This is a genomic window from Streptomyces kunmingensis (assembly GCF_039533535.1).
Taxonomy (GTDB): Bacteria; Actinomycetota; Actinomycetes; order Streptomycetales; family Streptomycetaceae; genus Streptomyces; species Streptomyces kunmingensis.
In genome coordinates this window covers 711,410-737,391 of the sequence record NZ_BAAATS010000006.1, presented here as the reverse complement: position 1 = coordinate 737,391, position 25,982 = coordinate 711,410, and the positions used below count along the sequence as shown (strand labels likewise).

The window sequence follows — 25,982 nt, the reverse complement described above, 5'->3', positions numbered from 1 at the left end:
AAGACAATCGAACGCCCACGAGGGGGACCGCGATGTTGTCCACAGGACTGCCGCAGGGGGCGGTGCCCAAGCTCGAGCGCCCCGGCCCGTTGCGCGAGCGGGTCTACGAGGCGCTGCTCGCACTCATCACGACCCGCGCCCTCCAGCCCGGCCAGCACCTCGTCGAGAGTGAGCTGGCCGGGCATCTCGGGGTCTCGCGCCAGCCAGTGCGCGAGGCGCTGCAACGCCTGAACACCGAGGGCTGGGTCGATCTGCGCCCCGCGCAGGGCGCGTTCGTGCACGAGCCGACGGAGGAGGAGGCCGACCAGCTCCTCACCGTCCGCACGCTGCTGGAGGCCGAGGCGGCCCGGCTCGCCGCGGCCAACGCGGGCAAGACCGGCATCACCGCCCTGGAGGAGCTCTGCGCCAAGGGTGAGCAGGCCGTCGCCGACGGGGACGTGGACGTGGTCGTCGCGACGAACGCCGAGTTCCACGCGAAGGTCATGGAACTCGCGGGCAACGTGGTCCTGGCCGAACTCGCCGGCCAGGTCGACGCCCGCGTCCGCTGGTACTACCAGCCCGTCGCCCGCCAGCGCGGCAAACAGTCCTGGATCGAGCACCGCGAACTCATCGCGGCGATCTCGGCCCGCGACGAATCACGGGCGACAGCGGTGATGCGGGCGCACACGGAGCACACCCGCGAGACCTACCACCACCGCAACCAGGACTGAGCCCGCCGTCCGGACCGGCCCGGGTGCCGTCTCAGGCGTCGAAGGCGCCCGCGTGCTCCCGGGCCCACTGCGCGAACGTGCGCGGCGCCCGGCCCGTGACCCGCTCCACCGTGTCCCGCACGGGGGACTCGTCCAGCGTCCCGTCCACGTAGTACCGGAAGAAGGCGTCGACGTACGCCTCGGGCATCCGGGCCGAGAAGTCGGCCCGCGCCTCCTCGTCCGTCAGGCCTTCGAAGCGCAGCGGCCGGCCGAGCACCTCACCGAGGACGCGGACCCGGTCCGCCGGGGTCTGCGCCTCGGGCCCGGAGAGGGCGAGTGCCCGGCCGTCGTACGGGCCCGGGGGCGCGAGCAGGACGCGGGCCGCCACCTCGCCGATGTCGTACGGGTCGAGCACCGCCGCGCGTACGCCGGGGAACGCGGCCCGGACCACGTCACCCTTCTTCAACTGGTCGGCCCACTCCAGGGTGTTGGACGCGAAGGCGCACGGGCGCAGGAACGTCCAGGCCAGGCCGGACTCCCTCGCCGCGTCCTCCGACTCCATCATGTAGCGGGTGACGGCGTTCGACTCCTCGCCGCCGGGGACGGAAGCGCTCGACAGCAGCACCACCCGCCGCACCCCCGCCTCCCGCGCGTCGGCGAGGACCTGCCGCTGGCCGCTGTATCCGGGCAGCAGGAACAGCGCCTCCACGCCGGCGAGCGCGGGCCGCAGCGTCTTTGGCCGGCCCAGATCGCCCGCCGCCGCGTCGACGCCGGGCGGCAGCCCCTCGGCCCGGCCCGTGCGGCTGAGGGCCCGCACCGGGGCCCCGGCCGCGGCCACGGCACGGACGACCTGCGAGCCGACGTTGCCCGTCGCCCCCGTCACCAGAATCATGTGAGCTCCCCTGCTCCGGCGCCCGCCCCGGTGGCGGACGCGCGGGGGGACCAGCGCGCCTCAGCGGCCAGCATGAGGACCAACAGGGCCACCAGCGCCAGCAGTTGGGCCAGGGCGGACACGTGCAGGCCGAGGAGTGCCGTCGCGAGCACCACCGGTACCGCGAGCGCCCGGTAGCCCACCGGGAGCAGCCGCATCGCCGCCCGGAACGCCACGTCGCCCGCCAGGAACAGGGCGACCCCGCCAGCCAGCGCGAGCGCCGGGCCCGTGGGCAACTGCTCGCCGATGTGCCCGAGCGACTTCTTGATCCCGGCGGCGAGGAACGCGACGCCGAGCAGCATCGGCAGGAACGCGTAGTAGTACGCGGTCATCGCCTGGCGCCAGCGCCGGTCGGCCGGTGTCGCGGCGAACGCGTGCTCGGCCCCGCCCTCGTCGCGCACGAAGTACGTCCACCACAGCGCTCCGGCGAGGGCGAGGGCCAGGAAGACGCCGGTGAACACGCTCGCCGTGAACGGCAGGTCGCCGATGCCGACGCCGATCGCGATGATCGACTCGCCGAAGGAGACGATCAGCAGCAGCCCGTGCCGCTCCACGAAATGACCGGGGTTCAACGCGCCCATCTGGGAGCGGAGTTCGGCGGACGCGCGGCCCGAACCGCGCGTCGGTCCGTGCTCCGCCATCAGCGGCGTCACGAACTGCAGCACGATCGCCAGGACCCACAGCCCGTTCGCGAGTGCCCCCGTGCACAGGCCGGCGCCCGTCACGGCGAGCGCGGCAGTGGCGTTGGGCGCCGCGTACCAGACGACGTCATGGCCGTGGCTGCGGGTGTAGAGGACGCTGTGGACGACGACGACCAGCAGAAGGCCGAGGCCGAAGACGACGCCCGCGTTCGAGTGCGGGTCGAAGGCGTGCGGGATCGACAGGGCGCAGATGAGGAAGCCCGCCATGCCGAGGAGCATCAGCGCCCGGCGGGAGGGCCGGTCCGGCGGCACCTGGTTGGTGAGGTAGGCGTAGGCCGAGTACATCCAGTACAGAACGGCGAAGATGAGCACGACGCGGCCCGCGGTGGCCCACGACAGATCGTGCGCGATCAGCACGGTCAGCTGGGTCAGTGTGTAGACGAAGACCAGGTCGAAGAAGAGCTCCAGCGAGGTGACCCGCTGTGGGACCGCGGGCTCCGGCCGTGCGGCTCTCGCCGGCTCCTGTGATGGTGCCGTCTCCGGCGTCATGTCCTAACTCCCCCTGTGACGTGGCGCGTTGCCGCGCGCGATGGACAGGCTACGGGAGGACCGGCCCCCGGGCCGATCTTCGGATCCACCTTTGTCCTGTGACTGGAGAAAGTCATGGGTAATTCCTGCGCAACTTCTTCCCACACCCGGCAGGCACTGCTACGTTCCCCATCGAAAGAACGGCGAAAGTACCGGAGCCCGAAGAGGCGGGGAGGGGCACGTGAGACGCATGACGGCTCGACCCGCCAACGCGCACCAGGCGCGCTTGCTGCGACTGCTGCGCGACGGAGGACCCAACTCCCGCGCCCAGCTGGGCGATCAGATCGATCTGTCCCGCTCCAAGCTGGCCGTCGAGGTGGACCGCCTCCTGGAGACCGGACTCGTGGTCGCCGACGGACTCGCCGCCTCGCGCGGCGGCCGCCGCTCCCACAACATCCGGCTCGCGCCCGGACTCCGCTTCCTCGGCGTCGACATCGGCGCGACCTCGGTCGACGTCGCCGTCACCAACGCCGAGCTGGAGGTCCTCGGGCACATCACCCAGCCCATGGACGTACGCGAGGGGCCGGTCGCGGTCTTCGAGCAAGTACTCGCCATGGCAGCCAAGTTGAAGGCGTCCGGACTCGCCGAGGGGTTCGACGGAGCGGGCATCGGCGTGCCCGGCCCCGTCCGCTTCCCCGAAGGTGTCCCGGTCGCTCCGCCGATCATGCCCGGCTGGGACGGTTTCCCGGTCCGCGAGGCACTCAGCCAGGAGCTGGGCTGCCCCGTCATGGTCGACAACGACGTGAACCTGATGGCCGTGGGGGAGCAGCACGCGGGCGTCGCCCGCTCCGCACGCGACTTCCTCTGCGTCAAGATCGGTACCGGTATCGGCTGCGGCATCGTCGTCGGCGGCGAGGTCTACCGCGGCACGACCGGATCGGCCGGCGACATCGGCCACATCCAGGTCGAACCCGACGGCAGGCAGTGCGCCTGCGGCAACAGGGGCTGCCTGGAGGCCTACTTCAGCGGCGCGGCGCTCGCCCGCGACGCCGAGGAGGCCGCCCGTGACGGGCGCTCGCCCGAGCTCGCCGGACGCCTGGAGGCGGCCGGAAAGCTCAGCGCCGCCGATGTCGCGGTGGCTGCGGCCGCCGGTGACGGAACCTCCCTCGATCTCATCCGCGACGGCGGCAACCGCACCGGCCAGGTCATCGCCTCCCTCGTCAGCTTCTTCAACCCGGGCCTGGTCGTCATCGGCGGCGGAGTCACCGGCCTCGGCCATACGCTCCTCGCCGCCCTGCGCACCCAGGTCTACCGCCAGTCGCTCCCCCTGGCGACCGGCAACCTGCCCATCGTCCTGGGTGAGCTGGGCCCCGCCGCGGGCGTCATCGGCGGCGCCCGCCTGATCAGCGACCACCTGTTCTCACCCGCGTAGGACACCCGGCACCACCGCATCACCACACCACTCAGTACGGCGCACTGCTCTGCCCTGCCCTGAAACCGGCCCGCACCCGCTGCTAGGGGAACCGCCATGGCACTTTCGGCACCAGAACCACCGTTGCTCACCATGAACGGCATCACCAAGTCGTTCCCCGGCGTACGTGCTCTCGACGGCGTGGACCTCGAGGTCCAGGCGGGCGAGGTGCACTGCCTGCTCGGCCAGAACGGCGCGGGCAAATCCACCCTCATCAAGGTCCTCGCCGGCGCCCACCAGCCCGACGAGGGCACCATCACCTGGCGCGGCGAGACGGTCTCCCTGCGCTCACCGATCGCCGCGATGCGCCTCGGCATCGCCACCATCTACCAGGAACTCGACCTGGTGGGCGGCCTGTCGGTGGCCGAGAACGTCTTCCTCGGCCACGAACCCACCGCAGCCGGTTTCGTCGTACGAGGGCGGGACGCCAAGGCGTCGACCGCCGCCCTGCTGCGACGACTCGGCCACGGAGAGATCGACCCCGGCACCCTGGTCGGCGACCTCTCGGCGGCCGGACAGCAGATCGTCTCGATGGCCCGCGCGCTCTCCCACGACGTACGGCTCATCGTCATGGACGAACCCTCCGCGGCGCTCGACCCGGACGAGGTCGACAACCTCTTCCGGACCGTCGCGAGCCTCACGGCCGACGGCGTGGCGGTCATCTACATCTCGCACCGCCTGGAGGAGATCCGCCGCATCGGCGACCGGGTCACCGTCCTCAAGGACGGCCGGGCCGTGGCCGGCGGACTCCCCGCGAAGGACACGCCGACGCGTGACGTCGTGGCGCTGATGACGGGCCGCAACGTCGAGTACGTCTTCCCGGACCGCCCGACGGCCCCACCGACGGCAGAACCGGTTCTGCGCGTCCAGAACCTCTCTCGCGACGGCGAGTTCGAGCCACTGGACCTCGACATCCGCCCCGGCGAGATCGTCGGCCTGGCCGGACTGGTCGGCTCGGGCCGCTCCGAGATCCTGGAGACGATCTACGGCGCCCGCAAACCGACGGGGGGTCAGGTCAGCGTCGAGGGCCGGGCGTTGCGCCCGGGCAGCGTACGCGCGGCCGTCCGGGCGGGCCTCGGCCTCGCACCCGAGGAACGCAAGGCGCAAGGTCTCCTGATGCTGGAGTCCGTGACGCGCAACGTCTCGGTCTCCTCCATGTCCCGCTTCTCCTACGGGGGTTGGGTCGACCAGGGCCGGGAGAGCAAGGCCGCGCACCAGGTCGTCCGCGAGCTGTCGCTGCGCCCGGACAATCCGTCCGTCCCCATCCGCACCCTCTCCGGCGGCAACCAGCAGAAAGCGGTGCTGGCCCGCTGGCTGCTCCGCGGCTGCAAGGTCCTGCTCCTGGACGAGCCGACCCGCGGCGTCGACGTCGGCGCCCGCGCCGAGCTCTACGCGGTCATCCGCCGCCTCGCCGACGACGGCCTCGCCGTCCTCCTGGTCTCCAGCGAGGTCCCCGAGGTCCTCGGCCTGGCGGACCGCGTCCTGGTCCTGCGCGAGGGCCGTGTCGTCCATGAGGCCCCGGCCACAGAACTCACGGAACACCGAGTCCTGGACCTGGTAATGGAAGGCACCCCGGCATGAGCAGCCCCGAAAGGGGCGCGGGGCTGTGTCAATCAGCGGCTCCGCCGCGGGGCGCGAGCAACCAGCCACAACCCGCACCCGACATCGAACAGCCGTATCACGGCGAGTGGTCGATCTCCTCAGAAGGGACCCCGGCGTCATGACGCAGCCCGCCACCCCAACCCGCCCGGCGGAGCCCAAACGCGCCGCCGCTCCCCACACCGTGAAGGCCGTCCGCCTGGACGTCCGCACGCTCTCCCTGCTCGGCGTCCTCGCCGCCCTGATCATCATCGGCGGCATCACCCAGCCGGACTCCTTCCTGGACACCGACAACGTCCAGCTGATCCTGACCCAGGCGTCCGTCATCGGCGTGGTCACCGTCGGCATGACCTTCGTGATCATCTCCGGCGGCATCGACCTCTCCGTAGGCGCCATCGTCGCCCTCGCCAGCTGCTGGGCCACGACGGTCGCCACCCAGGAGTACGGCTTCATCGGCATCCTGTTCACCGCGGTCGTCGTCGGTGTGGCCTGCGGCCTCGTCAACGGCGTCCTCATCGCGTACGGCGGCATGGTCCCCTTCATCGCCACCCTCGCGATGCTCGCCTCGGGCCGCGGCCTCGCCGAGCAGATCACCGACGGCAGCACCCAAGTGGTCACCGTCGACAGCGTGTTGAAGCTCGGCGAGCGGGACTCCTACATCCTCGGGATCCCACCGCTCGTCCTCGTCTTCGCCGCGGTCACGGTCATCGGCTGGCTCGTCCTGAACCGCACCACGTTCGGCCGCCGCTCGGTCGCCGTCGGCGGCAACGCGGAAGCCGCCCGCCTCGCCGGCATCGACGTACGCCGTCAGCGCCTGTACCTCTACCTGCTGTCCGGCCTGTGCTGCGGCATCGCCGCGTTCCTGCTGATCGTGCTCGCCGGATCGGGCCAGAACACCAACGGCAACCTGTACGAACTCGACGCCATCGCCGCCGCCATCATCGGCGGCACCCTCCTCACCGGCGGCCGCGGCACCATCGTCGGCTCCGTCCTCGGTGTCCTGATCTTCACCACCATCACCAACATCTTCGCGCTGAACAACCTCCAGAGCGACGTCCAGGAGATCGCCAAGGGCGCGATCATCGTCGCCGCGGTCCTGGTCCAGCGACGCACAGCGAACACGCACTCCTGACCTCCTCAGCCCCGCTCAGCCCCGGGAAGGGACGACGCCATGCCAGAGACCACGAGCCGCAGAGGACTCCTGTTCGGCGCGGCAGCAGCCGTCACCGCAGGCGGCCTGCTCACGGCCTGCACCAGCAACGAGCCCAGTGACAAGGGCGACAGCAGCAAGGCCGCCGACCAGCCGGTCGCCGACGACAAGAAGGGCAAGCAGGTCACCATCGGCTTCGCCGGACCGCAGGCCGACCACGGCTGGCTCAACGCCATCAACGAGAACGCCAAGGAACGGGCGAAGAAGTACGCCGACGTCACCCTCGAGGCCACCGAGGGCTCGAACGACACGGCCGCGCAGATCGGCCAGGTCGAGACCCTCATCAACAAGAAGGTCGACGTCCTCGTCGTGCTGCCCGCCGACGGCAAGGCCCTGACACAGGTGGGGCTGAAGGCGATGCGCGCCGGTATCCCCGTCGTCAACCTCGACCGCATCTTCAACACCCCGCAGGCCTACCGCTGCTGGGTCGGCGGCGACAACTACGGCATGGGCCTGAGCGCCGGTAACTACATCGGCGAGAAGCTCAAGGACAAGAAGAACGCGAAGGTCATCGAGCTCGCGGGCATCGACAACCTCGAACTCACCAAGCAGCGCACGCAAGGCTTCGACGACGCGCTGAAGAACTACCCGAACATCGAGAAGGTGGCCCGCCAGGCCGCCGACTTCACCGTCGAGTCGGGCCAGGCCAAGATGGCCCAGCTGCTCCAGGCGCAGAAGAGCTTCGACGCCATGTGGAACCACGACGACGACCAGGGCGTCGGCGCGCTGCGCGCCATCAAGCAGGCGGGCCGCGACGGCTTCCTGATGGTCGGCGGCGCGGGCGCCCTCTCCGCCATGCAGGCCATCGAGGCCGACGACAGTGTCCTGAAGGCCACCGTCCTGTACCCGCCCACCATGGCCGCGTCCGCCATCGACCTGGCCCGCGCGCTCGGCCAGGGCAAGGGCATCAGCGGCATGGCCGAGTTCGAGATCCCCGCCCACGTGACCCTGTTCTCCGCGGTCGTCGACAAGGAGAACGTCGGCCAGTACATGCCGACCGGCTTCAAGTGACCGGCGCCGGCACGAGGCACCTGGCGATCACCGCGTGGACGAGGAGGACTTCCGCATGGCAGGCAGCAACACGGGTACGGCGGCTCGAGTTACGGGCGGCGGCGACAACGACGGAGAGGTGAAGCCGGTCCTGGGGGTCGGCATGGTCGGCTACGCGTTCATGGGCGCCGCCCACTCACAGGGGTGGCGCACCGCGGGCCGGGTCTTCGACCTGCCGCTCACCCCCCGGCTCGCCGCGGTCTGCGGCCGTGACGGCTCCGCCGTGCGCGCCGCGGCCGACCGGCTCGGCTGGGCCGCCGCCGAGACGGACTGGCGGGCGCTCATCGAGCGGGACGACGTCGACCTCGTCGACATCTGCACGCCCGGTGACAGCCACGCCGAGATCGCCGTCGCCGCCCTCGAAGCGGGCAAGCACGTGCTCTGCGAGAAGCCCCTCGCCAACTCCGTCGAGGAGGCGGAGGCGATGACCGAAGTGGCCCAACTCGCCGCCGCACGCGGCCAGGTGGCCATGACGGGCTTCAACTACCGCCGGGTGCCCGCCATGGCCCTCGCCCGCCGCATGATCGCGGAAGGCCGCGTCGGCACCCTGCGGCACGTGCGCGTCAGCTACCTCCAGGACTGGCTCGTCGACCCGTCGTTCCCGCTGACGTGGCGGCTGCAGAAGCCGTACGCGGGCTCGGGCGCCCTCGGCGACCTGGGCGCGCACGCCGTCGACCTGGCCCAGTACCTGGCGGGGGAGCCCGTGGCGGGCGTCTCGGCGCTCATGGAGACGTTCGTCCGCGAACGCCCGATCCCGGCAGGCGCCTCGGCCGGACTGTCGGGGACCGGGGGAGGCGGCGTCGGTCAGGTCACGGTCGACGACGCGGCCCTGTTCACCGGCCGCTTCGCTTCCGGCGCTCTTGCCTCTTTCGAAGCGACCCGCTTCGCGACGGGCCGCAAGAACGCGCTGAAGGTCGAACTCAACGGCGAACGCGGTTCGTTGGCCTTCGACCTGGAGCGCCTGAACGAGCTGTACTTCCACGACCAGACCGAGCCCGGGGTCAGCGCCGGCTTCCGTCGCATCCTCGTCACCGAACCCGAGCACCCCTACCTGGAGGCCTGGTGGCCGCCGGGCCACGGTCTGGGCTACGAGCACACCTTCGTCCACCAGGCCCGCGACCTCGTCCACGCCATCGCCGAAGGCACCGTGCCCGCCCCGTCGTTCGCCGACGGCCTCCAGGTGCAGCGCGTCCTCGCGGCCGTCGAGGAGAGCGCGGCGAAGAACTCCGTGTACACCCCCGTTCAGGCTTGAGGAGGCCCCCGACCATGCCACGCCAGTTCACCCTGTTCACCGGTCAATGGGCGGATCTGCCGCTCGAAGAGGTCTGCCGCCTGGCCCGCGACTTCGGCTACGACGGCCTCGAACTCGCCTGCTGGGGCGACCACTTCGAGGTGGACAAGGCCCTCGCGGACCCGGCGTACCTCGACTCGCGCCACGCGCTGCTCGACAAGTACGGCCTCAAGTGCTTCGCCATCTCCAACCATCTGGTGGGCCAGGCCGTCTGCGACTCCATCATCGACGAACGCCACGAGGCGATCCTGCCCGCCCGGATCTGGGGCGACGGCGACGGCGAGGGTGTACGCCGGCGCGCCGCGGCCGAGATCAAGGACACGGCCCGCGCGGCCGCCGCCTTCGGGGTCGACACCGTCATCGGCTTCACCGGCTCGTCGATCTGGCATCTGGTCGCCATGTTCCCGCCGGCTCCCGAGTCGATGATCGAACGCGGCTACGAGGACTTTGCCACGCGCTGGAACCCGATCCTCGACGTGTTCGACGCGGAGGGCGTGCGCTTCGCCCACGAGGTGCACCCGAGCGAGATCGCGTACGACTACTGGACGACCCACAAGGCCCTGGAGGCGGTCGACCACCGTCCGGCTTTCGGTCTCAACTTCGACCCGTCCCACTTCGTGTGGCAGGACCTCGACCCGGTCGGGTTCCTGTGGGACTTCCGCGACCGGATCTACCACGTCGACTGCAAGGAGGCACGGCGCCGCCTCGACGGCCGCAACGGGCGCCTCGGCTCCCATCTGCCGTGGGGCGACCCGCGTCGCGGCTGGGACTTCGTCTCCGCCGGACACGGCGACGTGCCCTGGGAGGACGTGTTCCGCATGCTCCGCTCGATCGACTACCAGGGGCCGATCTCGGTGGAGTGGGAGGACGCCGGCATGGACCGGCTCCAGGGCGCTCCCGAGGCGCTGAGCCATCTGCGCAAGCTCGACTTCGAGCCGCCGAGCGCGTCCTTCGACGCCGCGTTCAACAGCTGACCGACCCGGCCGGGGCCGGAACCAGGGGCAGGCGACCCACGCCGGTCCCCGGTCCGGCCTGCCCGGAACCGGCTTTGTCCTGCGTTGGGGAAAAGCTCAACTAGTAGTGACGCAAGGGCTGTTCCCCCCGGACAAACGCGGTTACGGTCCCTGAAGCGTTCAGGTAACACACACCTCCGGGGTGACGGCGCACCCCGGCGCCCGCACCGCACGTCTTCGCACCCATTCCGTACGGCCCACCCCGTTCCCGGAGGGACTTTCGTGCACAGCAGCAGAAGCAGAAACCGCAACGGCACCACCACCCGGCGCTCCAGACTCCGGACCACGATCGCCCTGCTCACCGGCTCCGTGCTGGTCGGCTCCTCGCTCGCCCTCGCCGTGCCCGGCACGGCCAGCGCGCACCCGGACCCCGACCCGCCCGCCGCCGACTCCGACTTCCAGCAGGTCACCCTCGCCAAGGGCGCGGACGAGACCGGCGAGCCCATGTCGCTGGCCGTCCTGCCGGACCGCAGCGTCCTGCACACCTCCCGCGACGGCACGCTGCGCCTCACGGACGCGGGCGGCTCCACCTCCGTCGCCGGCAAGCTCGACGTGTACGACCACGACGAGGAAGGCCTCCAGGGCGTCGGCGTCGACCCGGGCTTCAAGGACAACCGGTTCATCTACCTCTTCTACGCGCCGCCGCTGTCCACTCCGGCCGGTGACGCCCCCGAGACCGGCACCGCCGCCGACTTCGCCAAGTTCGACGGTGTGAACCGCCTCGCCCGCTTCGTCCTCAAGGAGGACGGCACCCTCGACAAGGCCAGCGAGAAGAACGTCCTGGAGGTCAAGACCTCCCGCGGCACCTGCTGCCACGTCGGCGGTGACATCGACTTCGACGCCGACGGCAACCTGTACCTGTCGACCGGCGACGACACCAACCCGTTCGCCTCCGACGGCTACAGCCCCCTCGACGAGCGCGCGGACCGCAACCCGGCCTTCGACGCGCAGCGCAGCTCGGGCAACACCAACGACCTGCGCGGCAAGGTCCTGCGCATCAAGGTCAAGGCGGACGGCACCTACGACATCCCCGCCGGGAACCTCTTCGCGCCGGGCACCGAGAAGACCCGCCCCGAGATCTACGCGATGGGCTTCCGCAACCCGTTCCGCATCAGCGTCGACAAGCCGACCGGCACCGTCTACGTCGGTGACTACGGGCCGGACGCCGGCGCCGCCGACCCCAAGCGGGGACCGGCCGGACAGGTCGAGTTCGCCAAGATCACCAAGGCGGGCAACTTCGGCTGGCCGTACTGCACCGGCAACAACGACGCCTACGTCGACTACGACTTCGCCACCAAGGCGTCCGGCGCCACGTTCGACTGCAACGCGCCGAAGAACACGTCGCCGAACAACACCGGCATCACCGACCTGCCGCCGGCCCAGCCCGCCTGGATCCCGTACGACAACGCCTCCGTGCCCGAGTTCGGCTCCGGCTCCGAGTCGCCGATGGCAGGACCGGTCTACCGCTACGACGCGAACCTCGACTCCCCGGTGAAGTTCCCCGAGGAGTACGACGGCGACTTCTTCGCCACCGAGTTCGGCCGTCAGTGGATCAAGCGGATCGAGCAGGACGGCTCCGGAAACGTCGAGAAGATCAACGACTTCCCGTGGTCCGGCACCCAGGTCATGGACAGCGCCTTCGGCCCCGACGGCGCGCTCTACGTCCTCGACTACGGCCTCTCCTGGTTCGGCGGCGACGAGCACTCGGCGCTGTACCGCATCGAGAACGCCACCGGCGGCCACTCGCCGATCGTCGAGGCCAAGGCGTCCAAGACCTCCGGCCAGTCGCCGCTGCGCACCAACTTCACGGCGACCGGCACCGACGCCGACGACGACCCGATCACCTACAGTTGGGACTTCGGCGACGGCACCAAGGGCACCGGCGCCAACCCCAGCCACACGTACCGCAAGGACGGCACGTACGTGGTGACGGTCACCGGTGACGACGGCACGGGACGCACGGGCTCCGCCAACGTACGCATCGTCGTCGGCAACACCGCTCCCTCGGTGAAGTTCCAGAACCCGCCGAACGGATCGCTGTTCAAGTTCGGCGACACCATCCCGTTCAAGGTCGCGGTCAGTGACCCGGAGGACGGCACGATCGACTGCTCCAAGGTCACCGTGCGCTACCTCCTCGGCCACGACAACCACGCCCACGCGATCACCTCGGCCAACGGCTGCGAAGGCACCATCACCGCACCCGCCGACGCCGAGCACGACCCCAACGCCAACATCTACGGCGTGCTCGACGCCGAGTACACCGACGGCGGCGGGGGCGGTCAGGCCGCGCTCACCACACACGACCAGGTCCAGCTCCAGCCGCGCCACCGCCAGGCCGAGCACTACACCGCGCAGCAGGGCACCACGCCGCAGAACAAGACCGAGGCCAACGGCGGCCGGACCGTCGGTGACATCAACGACGGCGACTGGATCTCCTTCACGCCCTACAACCTCACCGGGTCCAAGAAGCTCACCGCCCGGATCTCCTCCGGCGGCGCGGGCGGCTTCCTCGAGGTGCGCACCGGATCGGCGACCGGCACCCTGCTGGGCTCCGCCCCGGTCCCCGTCACCGGCGGCTGGGAGACCTTCCAGAACATCGACGTCCCGCTGAAGAACGTCCCGAAGAAGACGACCGACCTGTACCTCGTCTTCGAGGGCGGCGACGGCGCGCTCTACGACGTCGACGACTTCGAGATCTCCAACGAGGCCCCCGTGAAGGGCGCCAAGCGGGTCCTCGTCTTCTCCAAGACGGCCGGCTTCCGCCACGACGCGATCCCCGAGGGCATCGCGGCCCTGAAGGAACTCGGCGCGACCAGCAACATCACGGTCGACGCCACCGAGTCCGCCGCCCAGTTCACCACCAACAACCTCGCCCGCTACGACGCGGTCGTCTTCATGTCGACCACGGGTAACGTCCTGAACGACGCCCAGCAGAAGGCGTTCGAGGAGTTCATCGCCAAGGGCGGCGGCTACATGGGCGTCCACGCCGCCGCCGACACCGAGTACGACTGGTCGTACTACGGCGGCCTCGTCGGCGCCTACTTCGACTCGCACCCGGCCATCCAGAAGGCCACCGTCCGCGTCGAGGACAACGCCAACCCGGCCACCGCCCACCTCGGCCAGGCCTGGGAGCGCACCGACGAGCTGTACAACTACCGCACCAACCCGCGCGACAAGGTGCACGTCCTCGCCTCTCTCGACGAGACGACGTACCAGGGCGGCAACATGAAGGGCGACCACCCGATCGCCTGGTGCCAGAACTACGGCGGCGGCCGCTCCTTCTACACCGGCCTCGGCCACACGAAGGAGTCCTACGCGGACGACGCCTTCCGCACCCACCTGCTCGGCGGCCTGAAGTACGCCAGCGGCCAGGCCAAGGCGGACTGCAAGCCGAACAAGGACTACCGGCCGATCTTCAACGGCCAGTCCCTGGACGGCTGGAAGCAGGCCGGCCCCGGCAAGTTCAACGTCAAGGACGGCACCCTGGAGTCCGAGGGCGGCATGGGCCTGCTCTGGTACCAGGCCAAGGAGCTGAAGTCGTACTCCCTCAAGCTCGACTGGAAGATGCAGGGCGACGACAACTCCGGCATCTTCGTGGGCTTCCCCGAATCCGACGACCCCTGGTCCGCGGTGAACAAGGGCTACGAGATCCAGATCGACGCCACGGACGCCGCCGACCGCACCACCGGCGCGGTCTACACGTTCAAGTCGGCGAACATCAAAGCCCGTGACCAGGTCCTGCGGCCGCCCGGCCAGTGGAACTCCTACGAGATCAAGGTCCAGGGCGAACGCCTCCAGGTGTTCCTCAACGGAGTCAAGATCAACGACTTCACCAACAAGAACCCTGAGCGGAGCCTGAAGGACGGCTACATCGGCATCCAGAACCACGGCGCCGACGACCAGGTCTTTTACCGCAACATCCAGCTCAAGGAACTGCCCACCACGGGCGACTAGAACGGCGGCGGGCGGAGGACGCCGGACCTCCGCCCGCCGTCTCACCCGGCCCCTTCCGGCACCGCTCGTCCCCGTATCGCGTACGACCCCCGGTTCGTGTTCGACCGCCGGTTCGTGTTTGACAAGGAGGCTGCCCATGTCCGCCGAACCGTCCCTCTCGTCCCCCCTCTCCTCCCCGACCCCCACCTCGTCCTCCCTCTCGTCTTCCCCCTCGCCCTCCCCTGCGCGCTACGGTGTCTGGCTCGTCGGAGCACGCGGCTCCGTCGCCACCACCGCCGTCGCGGGATGCGCCGCCGTCGCCGCGGGACTGCACCCGCCGACCGGCATGGTCACCGAGACCGCCCCCTTCACCGACGTGGGTCTGCCAACGTTGTCGTCGCTCGTCTTCGGCGGCCACGACACCGTCGACTGCCCGCTGCCCAAACGCGCCGAACACCTCGCCGACGGTGGTGTCCTGCCGCACGGACTGCCCTCCGCCGTGGCAGCCGAACTGGCCGCCGCCGACCGGGAGATCAAGCCCGGCGGCCCCCTGCCCGGCCGTGACGACGACCGCACGCAGGACGAACTGATCACCACCTTCGCCACCGACATACGCGACTTCATACACGCCCAGAACCTGGCGGGCGCCGTCGTCGTGAACGTCGCCTCCACCGAACCGGCACCGGCCGCCGACGGACTCCTCCCGCCCAGCTCGCTCTACGCCGCCGCCGCCCTGCGCGCCGGCTGCCCCTACGTCAACTTCACCCCCTCCACCGGTCTGCACCACCCCGACCTCGCCGCCACGGCCGCCACCGCATCCGTCCCCTACGCGGGCCGCGACGGCAAGACCGGGCAGACCCTGCTGCGCTCCGTACTCGGCCCGATGTTCCTGCAACGCGCCCTCGCCGTACGCGCCTGGTCCGGCACCAACCTGCTGGGCGGCGGCGACGGTGCCGCCCTCGCCGACCCCGCCGCGGCCGCCGCGAAGAACGCCGGCAAGGAACGCGTCCTCGCCGACACCCTCGGCGCCGCCCCCCAGGGCGAGGTCCACATCGACGACGTGCCCGCCCTCGGCGACTGGAAGACCGCCTGGGACCACATCGCCTTCGACGGCTTCCTCGGCGCGCGCATGGTCCTCCAGACCACCTGGCAGGGCTGCGACTCCGCACTCGCCGCGCCCCTGGTCCTGGACCTCGCCCGGCTGCTGCTGCGCGCCGCCGACATCGGCCTGACCGGCCCCCGCCCGGAGCTCGGGTTCTACTTCAAGGACCCGGACGGCGACTCCTCGTCGGCGCTGGGCGAGCAGTTCGCCGCCCTGGTGGACTTCGCCGCGCTGCTGCGCGACGAGGCCGGACGGTGACCGGGGGACCGCCGCAGGGTGCGACCCCCGGCCGGCCGTCGCCCGCGGAGGCCCGACCGACCGCCACCCGGAGCAGCCTGCGCGCCTGGGCCGAACTCCTGCGCCTGCCCGCCCTGTTCACCGTCCCCGGTGACGCTCTCGCGGGCGCCGCCGCCGCGGGGGCCCGCCCCGGCCGCGGCACCCTCCTCGCCATCGGCTCCTCGCTGTGCCTGTACGAGGCGGGCATGGCCCTCAACGACTGGGCAGACCGGGACGAGGACGCCGTCGACCGCCCCCACCGCCCGATCCCCTCCGGGCGGGTCCGCCCCGCGGCGGCACTCACCGCCGCCGGCGCGTTCACCGCGGCCGGCCTCGGTCTGGCGTTCCGCGCGGGCCGCACGCCGGGCATGCTGAGCGCGGCGCTCGCGGCGACGGTCTGGGCGTACGACCTCGGCCTGAAGCGGACCCCCGCCGGACCGGCCGCGATGGGCGCGGCCCGGGGCCTGGACGTCCTCATGGGAGCGGCCGCGTCCCACCACGCCGGGCATCCGGACGGCGCCACCCCTCCCGACAGGACCGCACCCCTGCGCGCCGCCGCACCGTCCGCCCTGACCCTGGCCACGCACACCGCCGCCGTCACCACCGTCTCCCGCAACGAGACGACAGGCGGCACACCCGCCGCCCCCGCGGCGGCCCTGCTCACCACCGCGGTTCTGACCAGGCACCTCCTCAGACTCCCGGCAGGCCGAGGCGCCGCAGCCCCCCTCGGCCTGTCGGGTCCCACCGCATACGCCGCCACCACGCTCCGCCCCCTCCTCCACGCCACCCTCAACCCGTCCCCGCCCCTGACCCAGCGAGCCGTCGGCGCCGGAATCCGCGCCATGATCCCGCTCCAGGCAGCGCTCGCCGCCCGCGCGGGAGCCCCTCGAACAGCCCTTGCCACCGCAGCCCTGGCCCCCCTCGCCCGCCGCTTCGCGAAGAAGGTGAGCGTCACATGAGCCCGCACCGGCGAAGCCGCGCCCCGCGCGCGGGAGCCCCGGGGCCGGCCTGGGCCACAGCCGTCCCCGTCCCCGGTCCCCGCACGAGGGCTCCGGAGGCGGCTTGGGCCACCCGTGCCTTCGTCCCACCGGCCCCACGCTTCGCGAAGAAGGTGAGCGTCACATGAGCCCGCATCCGTCGCGCAGCGCCCCGCGCTGGGGCTACGGCACCAACGGCCTCACCGATCTCCGCCTCGACGACGCCCTCGCTCTCCTCTCCGACCTCGGCTACGACGGTGTCGGTCTCACGCTCGACCACATGCACCTGGACCCGCTGACCCCGGACCTCGCGGAACGCACCCGCCAGGTCGCCCGGCTCCTGGACCGGTACCAACTCACGGCCACCGTCGAGACCGGCGCCCGCTATGTCCTGGACCCGCGCCGCAAGCACGGCCCCTCCCTCCTCGACCCCGACCCGGACGCCCGCGCGGCCCGCGCCCGGCTGCTCACTCGTGCCGTCCGCGTCGCCGCCGACCTCGGCGCCCACGCGGTGCACTGCTTCAGCGGCATCACCCCCGACGGCACCGACCCGGACACCGCGTGGAAGCGGCTCGCCGACGAACTCGGCCCGGTCGTGGAGGCCGCCACCACCGCCGGCGTCCCTCTCGCCATCGAGCCCGAACCCGGCCACCTGCTGGGCAGCCTCGCGGACTTCCACCAACTGCGTCATGCCCTCGGCAGCCCCGACGCCCTGGGCCTCACCCTCGACATCGGCCACTGCCAGTGCCTGGAACCGGACCCACCGGCCGACTGCGTGCGCGCGGCGGCGCCCTGGCTGCGGCACGTCCAGATCGAGGACATGCGCCGCGGCGTCCATGAACACCTTCCCTTCGGGGAGGGCGAGATCGACTTTCCGCCGGTGCTGGAGGCGCTCGCCGCCACCGGCTACCAGGGACTGACGGTGGTCGAACTGCCCCGGCACTCCCACGCCGGCCCCGAACTGGCCGCCCGGTCCATGGAGTTCCTGCGTACAGCAGCACAAGGAGGCCGCGTATGACCAGGCCCGCCACGATCGCCGAACTCCGCGCCCACCTCGACACCACCCTGACGCCGGCCGCCCGCGCCTGGCTCGACCAGGCCGTGGAGGAAGCCGCCGCGCACCCCGGATCCGGCGACGACAGCCCCCCACCCGTCTGGGAACTGCGCTTCGCCGAGGCGGGCCGCAGGGCGGGCCAGGACCACGCCGACGCCACCCGTGTCCTGCTGCTGCACGCGGCCCGCGCCGACACCGCCACCCTGACCCGCCTGTACGCGCAGGGCACCGCCGCCGAACGCCGCGCCGTCCTGGAGGCGCTGCCCCACCTCGTCACCGGCTCCGAGGGCCTGCCCCTCGTCGAGGACGCGCTGCGCACCAACGACACCCGGCTGGTCGCCGCCGCCGTCGGCCCGTACGCCGCCCAGCACCTGCCCGACCACGACTGGCGGCACGCCGTACTGAAGTGCCTGTTCACCGGTGTCCCCGTCGACGTCGTCGCCGAACTGCCTCGGCGCGCCGACGGGAACACCGAACTCGCGCGCATGCTGGGCGACTTCGCCCAGAAGCGCACCGCCGCGGGCCGGCCCGTCCCCGAGGACCTGCACCGCGTGCTCACCCAGACGGCACCCGCGAAGAAGGAGGCCTGATGCGCATCTTCGACCCCCACATCCACATGACGTCGCGCACCACCGACGACTACCAGGCCATGTACGCGGCCGGCGTTCGCGCCGTCGTCGAACCCTCCTTCTGGCTCGGCCAGCCCCGCACCTCGCCCGCCTCCTTCTTCGACTACTTCGACGCACTCCTCGGCTGGGAGCCCTTCCGCGCCGCGCAGTACGGCATCGCCCACCACTGCACCATCGCGCTCAACCCCAAAGAGGCCAACGACCCGCGCTGCACCCCGGTCCTGGACGCCCTGCCGCGCTACCTCGTCAAGGACAGCGTCGTCGCCGTCGGCGAGATCGGCTACGACTCCATGACACCCGCCGAGGACACGGCACTGGCCGCGCAGCTGCAACTCGCCGCCGACCACGAACTGCCCGCCATGGTGCACACTCCGCACCGCGACAAACTCGTCGGCCTGCGCCGCACCCTGGACGTGGTCCGCGAGTCCGCGCTCCCCGTCGACCACGTCCTGGTCGACCACCTCAACGAGACCACCGTCAAGGAGGCCAAGGACGCCGGGAGCTGGCTCGGCTTCTCCGTCTATCCCGACACCAAGATGGACGAGGACCGCATGGTCGAGATCCTGCGCCTCTACGGCCCCGAGAAGGTCCTGGTCAACTCCGCGGCGGACTGGGGCAAGAGCGACCCCCTCAAGACCCGCAAGGTCGCCGATGCGATGCTCGCCGCCGGCTTCACCGACGACGACGTCGACCGGGTCCTGTGGCGCAACCCGGTCGCCTTCTACGGGCTGAGCGGCCGCCTGCAACTCGACACGGTGACCCCGCCGGAAGCGACCCACGAGGGCAACTCCATCCTGCGCGGGGGAGCGTGACCCATGCGATTCCGCCACCCCGACGGGTCCACCGTCCACCTCGCGTACTGCACGAACGTGCACCCGGCCGAGACCCTCGACGGCGTCCTCGCCCAGCTCCGCGACCACTGCGAACCCGTCCGCAAACGCCTCGGCCGCGACCGCCTCGGCATCGGCCTGTGGCTCGCCAGGAACGCCGCCCGCACCCTGACCACCGACCCGGCCGCACTGCGCGGCCTGCGCGCGGAACTGGACCGGCGCGGCCTGGAGGTCGTCACCCTCAACGGCTTCCCCTATGAGGGCTTCGGCGCCGAAGAGGTCAAGTACCGGGTCTACAAACCGGACTGGGCCGACCCCGAACGCCTCAGCCACACCATCGAACTGGCGCGCCTCCTCGCCGCGCTGCTCCCCGCCGACGTCACCGACGGCACCATCTCCACCCTCCCGCTCGCCTGGCGCACCGTCCACGACGCGCAGCGCGCCGACACGGCCCGCGCCGCCCTGGTCACGCTCGCCGAACGCCTCGACGCCCTCGAGGAACTGACCGGCCGCTCGATCCGCGTCGGCCTGGAACCCGAACCGGGCTGCATCGTCGAGACCACCGCCGACGCCATCGCGCCGCTCACCGCCGTGGCCCGCCCCGACCGCATCGGCCTGTGCCTCGACACCTGTCACCTCGCCACCTCCTTCGAGGACCCGGACACCGCGCTCGACGGCCTTGCCGCCGCCCACATCCCGGTCGTCAAATCGCAGCTCTCCGCAGCCCTGCACGCCGAACACCCCCATCTACCCGAAGTCCGCGAGGCACTCGCCGCCTTCGACGAACCCCGCTTCCTGCACCAGACCCGCACCGTCGCCGCCGACGGCCTGCACGGCACCGACGACCTCGGCCCCGCCCTCGACGGCGCCGCGCTGCCGGACGACACACCCTGGCGCGCCCACTTCCACGTCCCCCTGCACGCGGCCCCCGCCGCCCCGCTCACCTCCACGCTGCCCGTCCTCAAGTCCACGCTGACCCGCCTCGTCGGCGGTGCGCACCCGCTCACCCAGCACCTCGAAGTCGAGACGTACACCTGGCAGGCACTGCCGCCCGAACTGCGCCCCCGGGCCCGGACCCAGCTCGCCGACGGCATCGCCGCCGAACTCGCCCTCGCCCGCGACCTGCTGACCGATCTCGGCCTCAAGGAGCTGCCATGACGGACACCCGCCCCACCCCGCTCCTCGTCCTGGACGTCGTCGGCCTCACCCCCCGTCTCCTCGACCACATGCCCCACCTGAAAGCCCTCAGCCAGTCCGGCTCCCGCGCGCCCCTCGGCACCGTCCTGCCCGCGGTGACCTGCGCCGCCCAGTCCACGTTCCTGACCGGCACCATGCCGTCCGAGCACGGCATCGTCGGCAACGGCTGGTACTTCCGCGAACTCGGCGACGTCCTGCTGTGGCGCCAGCACAACGGCCTCGTCTCCGGCGACAAACTCTGGGACGCCGCCCGCCGCGCCCACCCCGGCTACACGGTTGCCAACATCTGCTGGTGGTACGCCATGGGCGCCGATACCGACATCACGATCACCCCCCGCCCCGTTTACTACGCCGACGGCCGCAAGGAACCCGACTGCTACACCAGGCCCCCGGCCCTGCACGACGAACTCACCGAGAAACTCGGCACGTTCCCCCTCTTCCACTTCTGGGGCCCGGGCGCCGACATCGTCTCCAGCCAGTGGATCATCGACGCCACCCGCCACGTCATGGCGACCCGCCACCCCGATCTCACTCTGTGCTACCTCCCTCACCTCGACTACGACCTGCAGCGCTTCGGCCCCGACGACCCCCGCGCCCACCGGGCCGCCGCCGAACTCGACACGGCCCTCGCCCCGCTCCTCGACGACGCCAGGGCCGAGGGACGCACCGTCGTCGCCCTCTCCGAGTACGGCATCACGCGCGCCGACCGCCCCGTCGACATCAACCGGGCCCTGCGCCGCGCCGGCCTCCTCGAGGTGCACACGCAGGACGGCATGGAGTACCTCGACCCGATGACCTCACGGGCTTTCGCCGTCGCCGACCATCAGATCGCGCACATCTATGTGCGCCGCCCCGAGGACCTCGACGCCACCCGCGACGCCCTCGCCGACCTGCCCGGCATCGAGCAACTCCTCGACGACCAGGGCAAGAAGGACCATCACCTGGACCACCCGCGCTCCGGCGAACTCGTCGCGATCGCGGAACCCGACGCCTGGTTCACGTACTACTACTGGCTCGACGACGCCCACGCGCCCGACTTCGTGCAGCTGGTCGAGATCCACCGCAAACCCGGCTACGACCCGGTCGAACTGTTCATGGACCCCCTCGACCCCTACGTCAAGGTCAAGGCCGCGGGCGCGCTCGCCCGCAAGAAGCTCGGGATGCGCTACCGCATGGCGGTCGTGCCCCTCGACCCCTCACCTATTCGCGGCAGCCACGGCCGCCTGCCCACGAGCGACGACGAAGGTCCGCTCATCATCAGCTCCACCCCCCACGCACTTCCCGGCCGGATCCCGGCCACCGCTGTGAAATCCCTGCTCTTGGAACTGGCAGGCCTGAGCTGAGACAGACCTCGGCCCGACCCGCGTCTGACCAGGACCAGTTACAGAGAGTGAAGCACGCGCCACTGACAACACGCCAGTGGTATCCGCCAGATTCGCCCGCACGTCGAAGAGAGGCACCCGTGACCGACTTCCAGGACACCCCCGCCGACGACGCCCTCAGACTGCGTCTCGGCATCAACCGCCGCCGCTTCCTCAGCACCTGCACCGCCGTCGCCGCGGGTGCGATCGCCGCGCCCGTGTTCGGCGCCGCACCGTCCTTCGCCCAGCCGCAGACGGGCGGTGGCGGCCACGGACACGGGCATGACCACGGCGGACACGGCCGCGGCCACGAACTCGTGCCCGCGAACAAACGCGGCATCATCCTCTACACCGTGCGCGACGCGACCGGCCGCGACCCGCTCGCCAGCAATCTCCCCTCCGGCTTCCGCGAGGTGTTCAAGGAACTGGCCCGCTACGGCTACAAGCAGGTCGAGTTCGCCGGCTACGGCCAGCACGCGAACGCGCCGGGCGGCGCCAACCTCGAGTCCGTGGCCGGCGCCAAGCTGCTGCGCTCCTGGCTCGACGAGTACGGTCTGCGCGCCCAGGGCAACCACGGCTTCATCCCGTCGTCGTGGCCGCTCAGCCAGGCCGACATCGACACGTTCAAGAAGCACCTGGAAATCGCCAACATCCTCGGCATGCAGCACATGGGCACCGGTGGCGACCCCACCTCAAGCTCGTACAAGGCGGACTGGGACGTCGCCGCCGACAAGTGGAACGCGCTGGGCGCCATCGCCCGCAAGGCCGGCATCAAGCTCTACACCCACAACCATGACGCGGCGTACGGCTTCCTGCTCGACGGCGGCCCGCTCGACGCGCAGGGCCGCCCGACCCGCAGCTCCGGCATCCGCAAGCTGGAGTACTTCCTCAAGGGCACCGACCCGAGGACGGTCTGGCTGGAGATGGACATCTTCTGGGCGCACGTCGCGCAGTACAAGTTCCACACGTACACCGCGCACGACGGTTCCCAGCGGGAGAAGGTCTTCGACCCGGCCGGGCTCGTCGTCCGCCACAACAAGCGCTACCCCTTGTTCCATGCCAAGGACGGCACGCGCAACGAGACGAGCGGGGAGGGCTACGACATGGGCGTCTTCGGTGAGGGCGTCATCGACTACCGCACATTCTTCAGCCGGGTCGGTGACAAGAACTACCACAATCCCATGGTCGAGCAGGACAACGCACCGAGCTCCACGGACCTCGGCCAGTCACTGAAGTACGCCAGGACCGGTTACGACAATTTGGCGGCCCTGCGCAAGAAGCGCTGATCACCGAAGCGATGAATGGAGTGGGGCCCGGCCAACAGGCCGGGCCCCACTCCATTGGTACCGGTCTCACTGCGCGGCAGCGCCCCGCTCCCTTCCCGGCTGGCGCAGCAGCAGCGCGACCGCGGCCGCCAGCATCGATATCCCGCCGGCCAGCGCGTACGCCCCGTTGTAGCCCCACGAGGCGACCACCATCGAGCCGAGTCCGCCGCCGAAGAGGCCGCTGATGAGTTTGCCGCTGTACACGAGCCCGTAGTTGGTGGCGTTGTAGTTCTCCCCGAAATAGTCCGGGGTCAGCGCCGCGAACATCGGGTAGAAGGCGCCGCCGCCGAACCCGGAGAGGAAGGCGAAGAACAGGAACAGCCATTCGCTGCGGACGTCGCCCGCCCAGATGACTCCGAACTGGGCGAGGCCGAGGACGACGATCACGAAGACGAGGCTCGATTTGCGGCCCAGGATGTCCGACATCCAGCCGACGACCGCACGGCCCACACCGTTGATGACGGCCATCACCCCCATCGAGGACGCGGCGACCAGAGGACCGAAGCCGACTTCCCTGGCGAAGTCCACCTGGAAGGAGATACCGAAGATCGATACTCCGGCCGTCAGTACCAGACTCAGCCACATCAGCGGCAGCATCCCGGTTCTGATGGCCTCTTTGGGGGTGAACTGCCGTACCGCGGGCGGATTCTTGGCGAGGCTCCTCTCGCTCTTGCTCGTCCCGCTCTTGGCCAGCGGGTCGATTTCGTTCGGCCACCAGTTCTTCGGCGGATCCCTGAAGAAGAAGGCCGAGACCAGCACGACGATCAGGACGTACACGCCGATCATGTCGAGGACACGGTGGTAGTTCGACGTGTCGAACCCGTAGTTGAAGATGAAGATGAAAGGCAACGACCCGTAGGCGAAACCGCCGTTGACGAAGCCGGTCTTGCCGCCCTTGCGTTCCGGGAACCACTTGCCGACCATGTTGATACAGGTCGCGTAGACGAGGCCGGAGCCCAGGCCGCCGATGACGCCGAATCCGAGGATCGCCAGCCACACGTTGCTGAAGTGGGACAGGGCGAGAAATCCCAGTAAGCACATGAAGGCGCCGGTCATCGTCGCCCTCTTCGCGGTCAGGATTCCCCTCTCCCGCAGCCATCCGGCCGGGAAGGCGATACCCGCCTGGAAGAACACCCAGATGCTCAGGATCCAGAAGGTGTTCGACTGCGTCCAGCCGTGGGCGCTCGACAGGGTGTCCTCTGCCGAACCATAGGCGTATTCGGAGACGCTGATGGCCATCATCGCGACCCATGGCAGGTACACCATGAACTTACGGGAATGGCCGAGGATGTCGCGGTCCGTCTCGCCTACGCGATAGACGCGGCCGTTCTCGTCGGTGATCTCTCGGTACTTCGTGCCAGTGGCCGGTGCAGTGTTACCTGCGGCGATGGGCTCCGCCGTCATATCAAGCCATCTCCTCACCGAGCGGTTGCGGATTGGGTTTCACATCACGGGACTTGGGCCTGCCGGGCGGCGACAGGAAGAGAGCGATGAAACCGGCGAAGAACGAGATGCAGCCGGCCAGGATGAAGGCGCCGGAGTGTCCCCAGGCGCCGACGACCACGGCTCCCATACCCGCGCCGAGTCCAGAGACGAGTTTGGAGCTGTAGACCATGCCGTAGTTGGTGGCGTTGTTGTTCTCGCCGAAATAGTCGGCGGTGAGTGCCGCGAACATCGGGAAGATGGCGCCGCCGCCGAAGCCCGATATCGCGGAGAAGATCAGGAACAGAGGAAGGTTCTTGGCCTCGGCCGAGAAGAGGATGCCGAACTGGGCGCCGCCCAGAATGGCGCAGACGGCGAGCAGACACTGTTTGCGGCCGTAGCGGTCGGAGAGCCAGCCGATGACGCCGCGCCCGGTGCCGTTCACGATCGCCTTGAGTGACATGGCGGTGGCCACGATGCCACCCGCGAAGCCCGCCTCCTCACCGATGTCGACCTGGAAGGCGATACCGAAGATGTTCACGCCGGACGTGCAGGCCAGACAGAACCACATCAGCGCGACCCGGCCAGTCCTCCACGCCTCCATGGGGGTGTACTGCTTGACAGCCGGCGGGTTCTTCTCCAGGGAACGCCGCGCGCGCGGGTCCTCCGGCGGGTTCAGCGGATCGATGTTCGCGGGCCACCAGTTCTTCGGCGGGTCCTTGAAGAAGTAGCCGGCACTCGCGACCATCGCGGCGAGCAGGACGCCCACCGAGAGCAGCACCCAGCGGAAGTTGGTCAGATCCATGTAGCCGGTGAAGAGGAAGACGAACGGCACCGACCCGTAGGCGAATCCGCCGTTGACGAAGCCGGTCTTGCCGCCCCTGCGCTCCGGATACCACTTGCCCACCATGTTGACGCAGGTGGCGTACACCATGCCCGCGCCCATGCCGCTGAGCATGCTGAAGCCTATGTAGGCGACGACGACGTGTGGCGCGAGGGCGAGCGAGAGGTACCCCATGAAGGTGCCCGCCGCGCCGATCATCATCGTCCAGCGGGCCGGCAGCCTGCCGCTCTCCCGCAGCCTGCCCGCGGGGAAGGCCACGGCGGCCTGGAAGAACACCCAGACCGTCATCATCCAGAAGATGTGCAGACTGTTCCAGTCGTGCGCGGTGTGCAGGGTGTCCTCCGCGGACGCGAACGCGTACTCGGCGGAGGAGATCCCCATCATGCCCACCCAGGGCAGGATCACCATCCACTTGCGCTTGCGGCCCATGATGTCGATGTCGGTCTCGCCAACCCGGTACACCCGGCCGTTGACGTCCGCCACCTCCCGGTACGGGACGGAGGCGGGTAGTTCGGTGGTTGTCATGACGGTCGCACCCCTTGCGTCGAAAGATCTGGCCAGCGCCCCCTGTCCAAATTGCTTTCGTGTGCGCACGGGACCTGGGTCCGG

At 70.4% G+C, this 25,982-nt stretch carries 20 protein-coding genes; 16 read left to right on the top strand and 4 right to left on the bottom strand.

Annotation, left to right across the window (positions count from 1 at the left end):
- Positions 1-32: 32 nt before the first annotated feature.
- Positions 33-710, top strand: a complete 678-nt coding sequence (locus ABD366_RS11400) for a GntR family transcriptional regulator (protein WP_324771105.1) — start codon at positions 33-35, stop codon at positions 708-710.
- A gap of 31 nt (positions 711-741) precedes the next feature.
- On the opposite strand, the gene ABD366_RS11395 is transcribed toward ABD366_RS11400, so the two are convergent.
- Positions 742-1,581, bottom strand: a complete 840-nt coding sequence (locus ABD366_RS11395) for an NAD(P)H-binding protein (protein ID WP_324771106.1) — start codon at positions 1,579-1,581, stop codon at positions 742-744.
- Complete coding sequence (locus tag ABD366_RS11390) at positions 1,578-2,810, bottom strand: low temperature requirement protein A (RefSeq protein WP_324771107.1); 1,233 nt, start codon at positions 2,808-2,810, stop codon at positions 1,578-1,580. The genes ABD366_RS11395 and ABD366_RS11390 overlap by 4 nt, the downstream gene beginning before the upstream one ends.
- Positions 2,811-3,039: 229 nt before the next feature.
- Between ABD366_RS11390 and ABD366_RS11385 the strand changes: the two genes are divergently transcribed.
- The 15 genes from ABD366_RS11385 (at position 3,040) to ABD366_RS11315 (ending at position 23,068) form a co-directional block, all read left to right on the top strand.
- The gene (locus tag ABD366_RS11385) at positions 3,040-4,221 is read left to right on the top strand and encodes an ROK family transcriptional regulator (RefSeq protein ID WP_324771108.1); all 1,182 of its coding nucleotides are present in this window, start codon (positions 3,040-3,042) and stop codon (positions 4,219-4,221) included.
- 132 nt (positions 4,222-4,353) lie between these two features.
- The gene (locus ABD366_RS11380) at positions 4,354-5,841 is read left to right on the top strand and encodes a sugar ABC transporter ATP-binding protein (RefSeq protein ID WP_324771109.1); all 1,488 of its coding nucleotides are present in this window, start codon (positions 4,354-4,356) and stop codon (positions 5,839-5,841) included.
- Between the two features lie 139 nt (positions 5,842-5,980).
- On the top strand, positions 5,981-6,991 hold the full coding sequence (locus tag ABD366_RS11375; RefSeq protein WP_324771110.1) for an ABC transporter permease: 1,011 nt from the start codon (positions 5,981-5,983) through the stop codon (positions 6,989-6,991).
- A 39-nt stretch (positions 6,992-7,030) separates the two neighbouring features.
- Positions 7,031-8,080, top strand: coding sequence for a substrate-binding domain-containing protein (locus ABD366_RS11370; protein ID WP_324771111.1), 1,050 nt, complete (start codon positions 7,031-7,033; stop codon positions 8,078-8,080).
- 55 nt (positions 8,081-8,135) lie between these two features.
- Complete coding sequence (locus ABD366_RS11365; RefSeq protein ID WP_411293766.1) at positions 8,136-9,371, top strand: Gfo/Idh/MocA family protein; 1,236 nt, start codon at positions 8,136-8,138, stop codon at positions 9,369-9,371.
- A gap of 14 nt (positions 9,372-9,385) precedes the next feature.
- Positions 9,386-10,384 carry a sugar phosphate isomerase/epimerase family protein gene (locus ABD366_RS11360; RefSeq protein ID WP_324771112.1) on the top strand — a complete coding sequence of 333 codons (999 nt, stop codon included), beginning with the start codon at positions 9,386-9,388 and terminating at the stop codon, positions 10,382-10,384.
- Between the two features lie 261 nt (positions 10,385-10,645).
- Positions 10,646-14,377 carry a ThuA domain-containing protein gene (locus ABD366_RS11355; protein ID WP_324771113.1) on the top strand — a complete coding sequence of 1,244 codons (3,732 nt, stop codon included), beginning with the start codon at positions 10,646-10,648 and terminating at the stop codon, positions 14,375-14,377.
- 136 nt (positions 14,378-14,513) lie between these two features.
- Positions 14,514-15,716: an inositol-3-phosphate synthase gene (locus ABD366_RS11350; RefSeq protein ID WP_324771114.1), complete on the top strand. Its 1,203-nt coding sequence runs from the start codon at positions 14,514-14,516 to the stop codon at positions 15,714-15,716.
- On the top strand, positions 15,713-16,693 hold the full coding sequence (locus ABD366_RS11345; RefSeq protein WP_425576950.1) for an SCO3242 family prenyltransferase: 981 nt from the start codon (positions 15,713-15,715) through the stop codon (positions 16,691-16,693). Before ABD366_RS11350 ends, ABD366_RS11345 begins: the two co-directional genes overlap by 4 nt.
- A 163-nt stretch (positions 16,694-16,856) precedes the next feature.
- Positions 16,857-17,729, top strand: a complete 873-nt coding sequence (locus tag ABD366_RS11340) for a sugar phosphate isomerase/epimerase family protein (RefSeq protein WP_324773800.1) — start codon at positions 16,857-16,859, stop codon at positions 17,727-17,729.
- Positions 17,726-18,355 carry an EboA domain-containing protein gene (locus ABD366_RS11335; RefSeq protein ID WP_324773802.1) on the top strand — a complete coding sequence of 210 codons (630 nt, stop codon included), beginning with the start codon at positions 17,726-17,728 and terminating at the stop codon, positions 18,353-18,355. The genes ABD366_RS11340 and ABD366_RS11335 overlap by 4 nt, the downstream gene beginning before the upstream one ends.
- Complete coding sequence (locus ABD366_RS11330; RefSeq protein WP_324773804.1) at positions 18,355-19,206, top strand: TatD family hydrolase; 852 nt, start codon at positions 18,355-18,357, stop codon at positions 19,204-19,206. The genes ABD366_RS11335 and ABD366_RS11330 overlap by 1 nt, the downstream gene beginning before the upstream one ends.
- A 3-nt stretch (positions 19,207-19,209) precedes the next feature.
- A complete protein-coding gene (gene eboE, locus ABD366_RS11325) occupies positions 19,210-20,382 on the top strand; it encodes a metabolite traffic protein EboE (protein WP_324773806.1) in 1,173 nt (390 codons plus the stop codon).
- A complete protein-coding gene (locus ABD366_RS11320; RefSeq protein ID WP_324773808.1) occupies positions 20,379-21,764 on the top strand; it encodes an alkaline phosphatase family protein in 1,386 nt (461 codons plus the stop codon). The genes eboE and ABD366_RS11320 overlap by 4 nt, the downstream gene beginning before the upstream one ends.
- A 119-nt stretch (positions 21,765-21,883) precedes the next feature.
- Complete coding sequence (locus tag ABD366_RS11315) at positions 21,884-23,068, top strand: sugar phosphate isomerase/epimerase family protein (protein WP_324773810.1); 1,185 nt, start codon at positions 21,884-21,886, stop codon at positions 23,066-23,068.
- A 66-nt stretch (positions 23,069-23,134) separates the two neighbouring features.
- On the opposite strand, the gene ABD366_RS11310 is transcribed toward ABD366_RS11315, so the two are convergent.
- Together ABD366_RS11310 and ABD366_RS11305 are read right to left on the bottom strand one after the other, a co-directional pair.
- Positions 23,135-24,511 carry an OFA family MFS transporter gene (locus tag ABD366_RS11310; protein WP_324773812.1) on the bottom strand — a complete coding sequence of 459 codons (1,377 nt, stop codon included), beginning with the start codon at positions 24,509-24,511 and terminating at the stop codon, positions 23,135-23,137.
- A gap of 1 nt (position 24,512) precedes the next feature.
- The gene (locus ABD366_RS11305) at positions 24,513-25,898 is read right to left on the bottom strand and encodes an OFA family MFS transporter (protein WP_324773814.1); all 1,386 of its coding nucleotides are present in this window, start codon (positions 25,896-25,898) and stop codon (positions 24,513-24,515) included.
- Positions 25,899-25,982 lie beyond the last annotated feature (84 nt).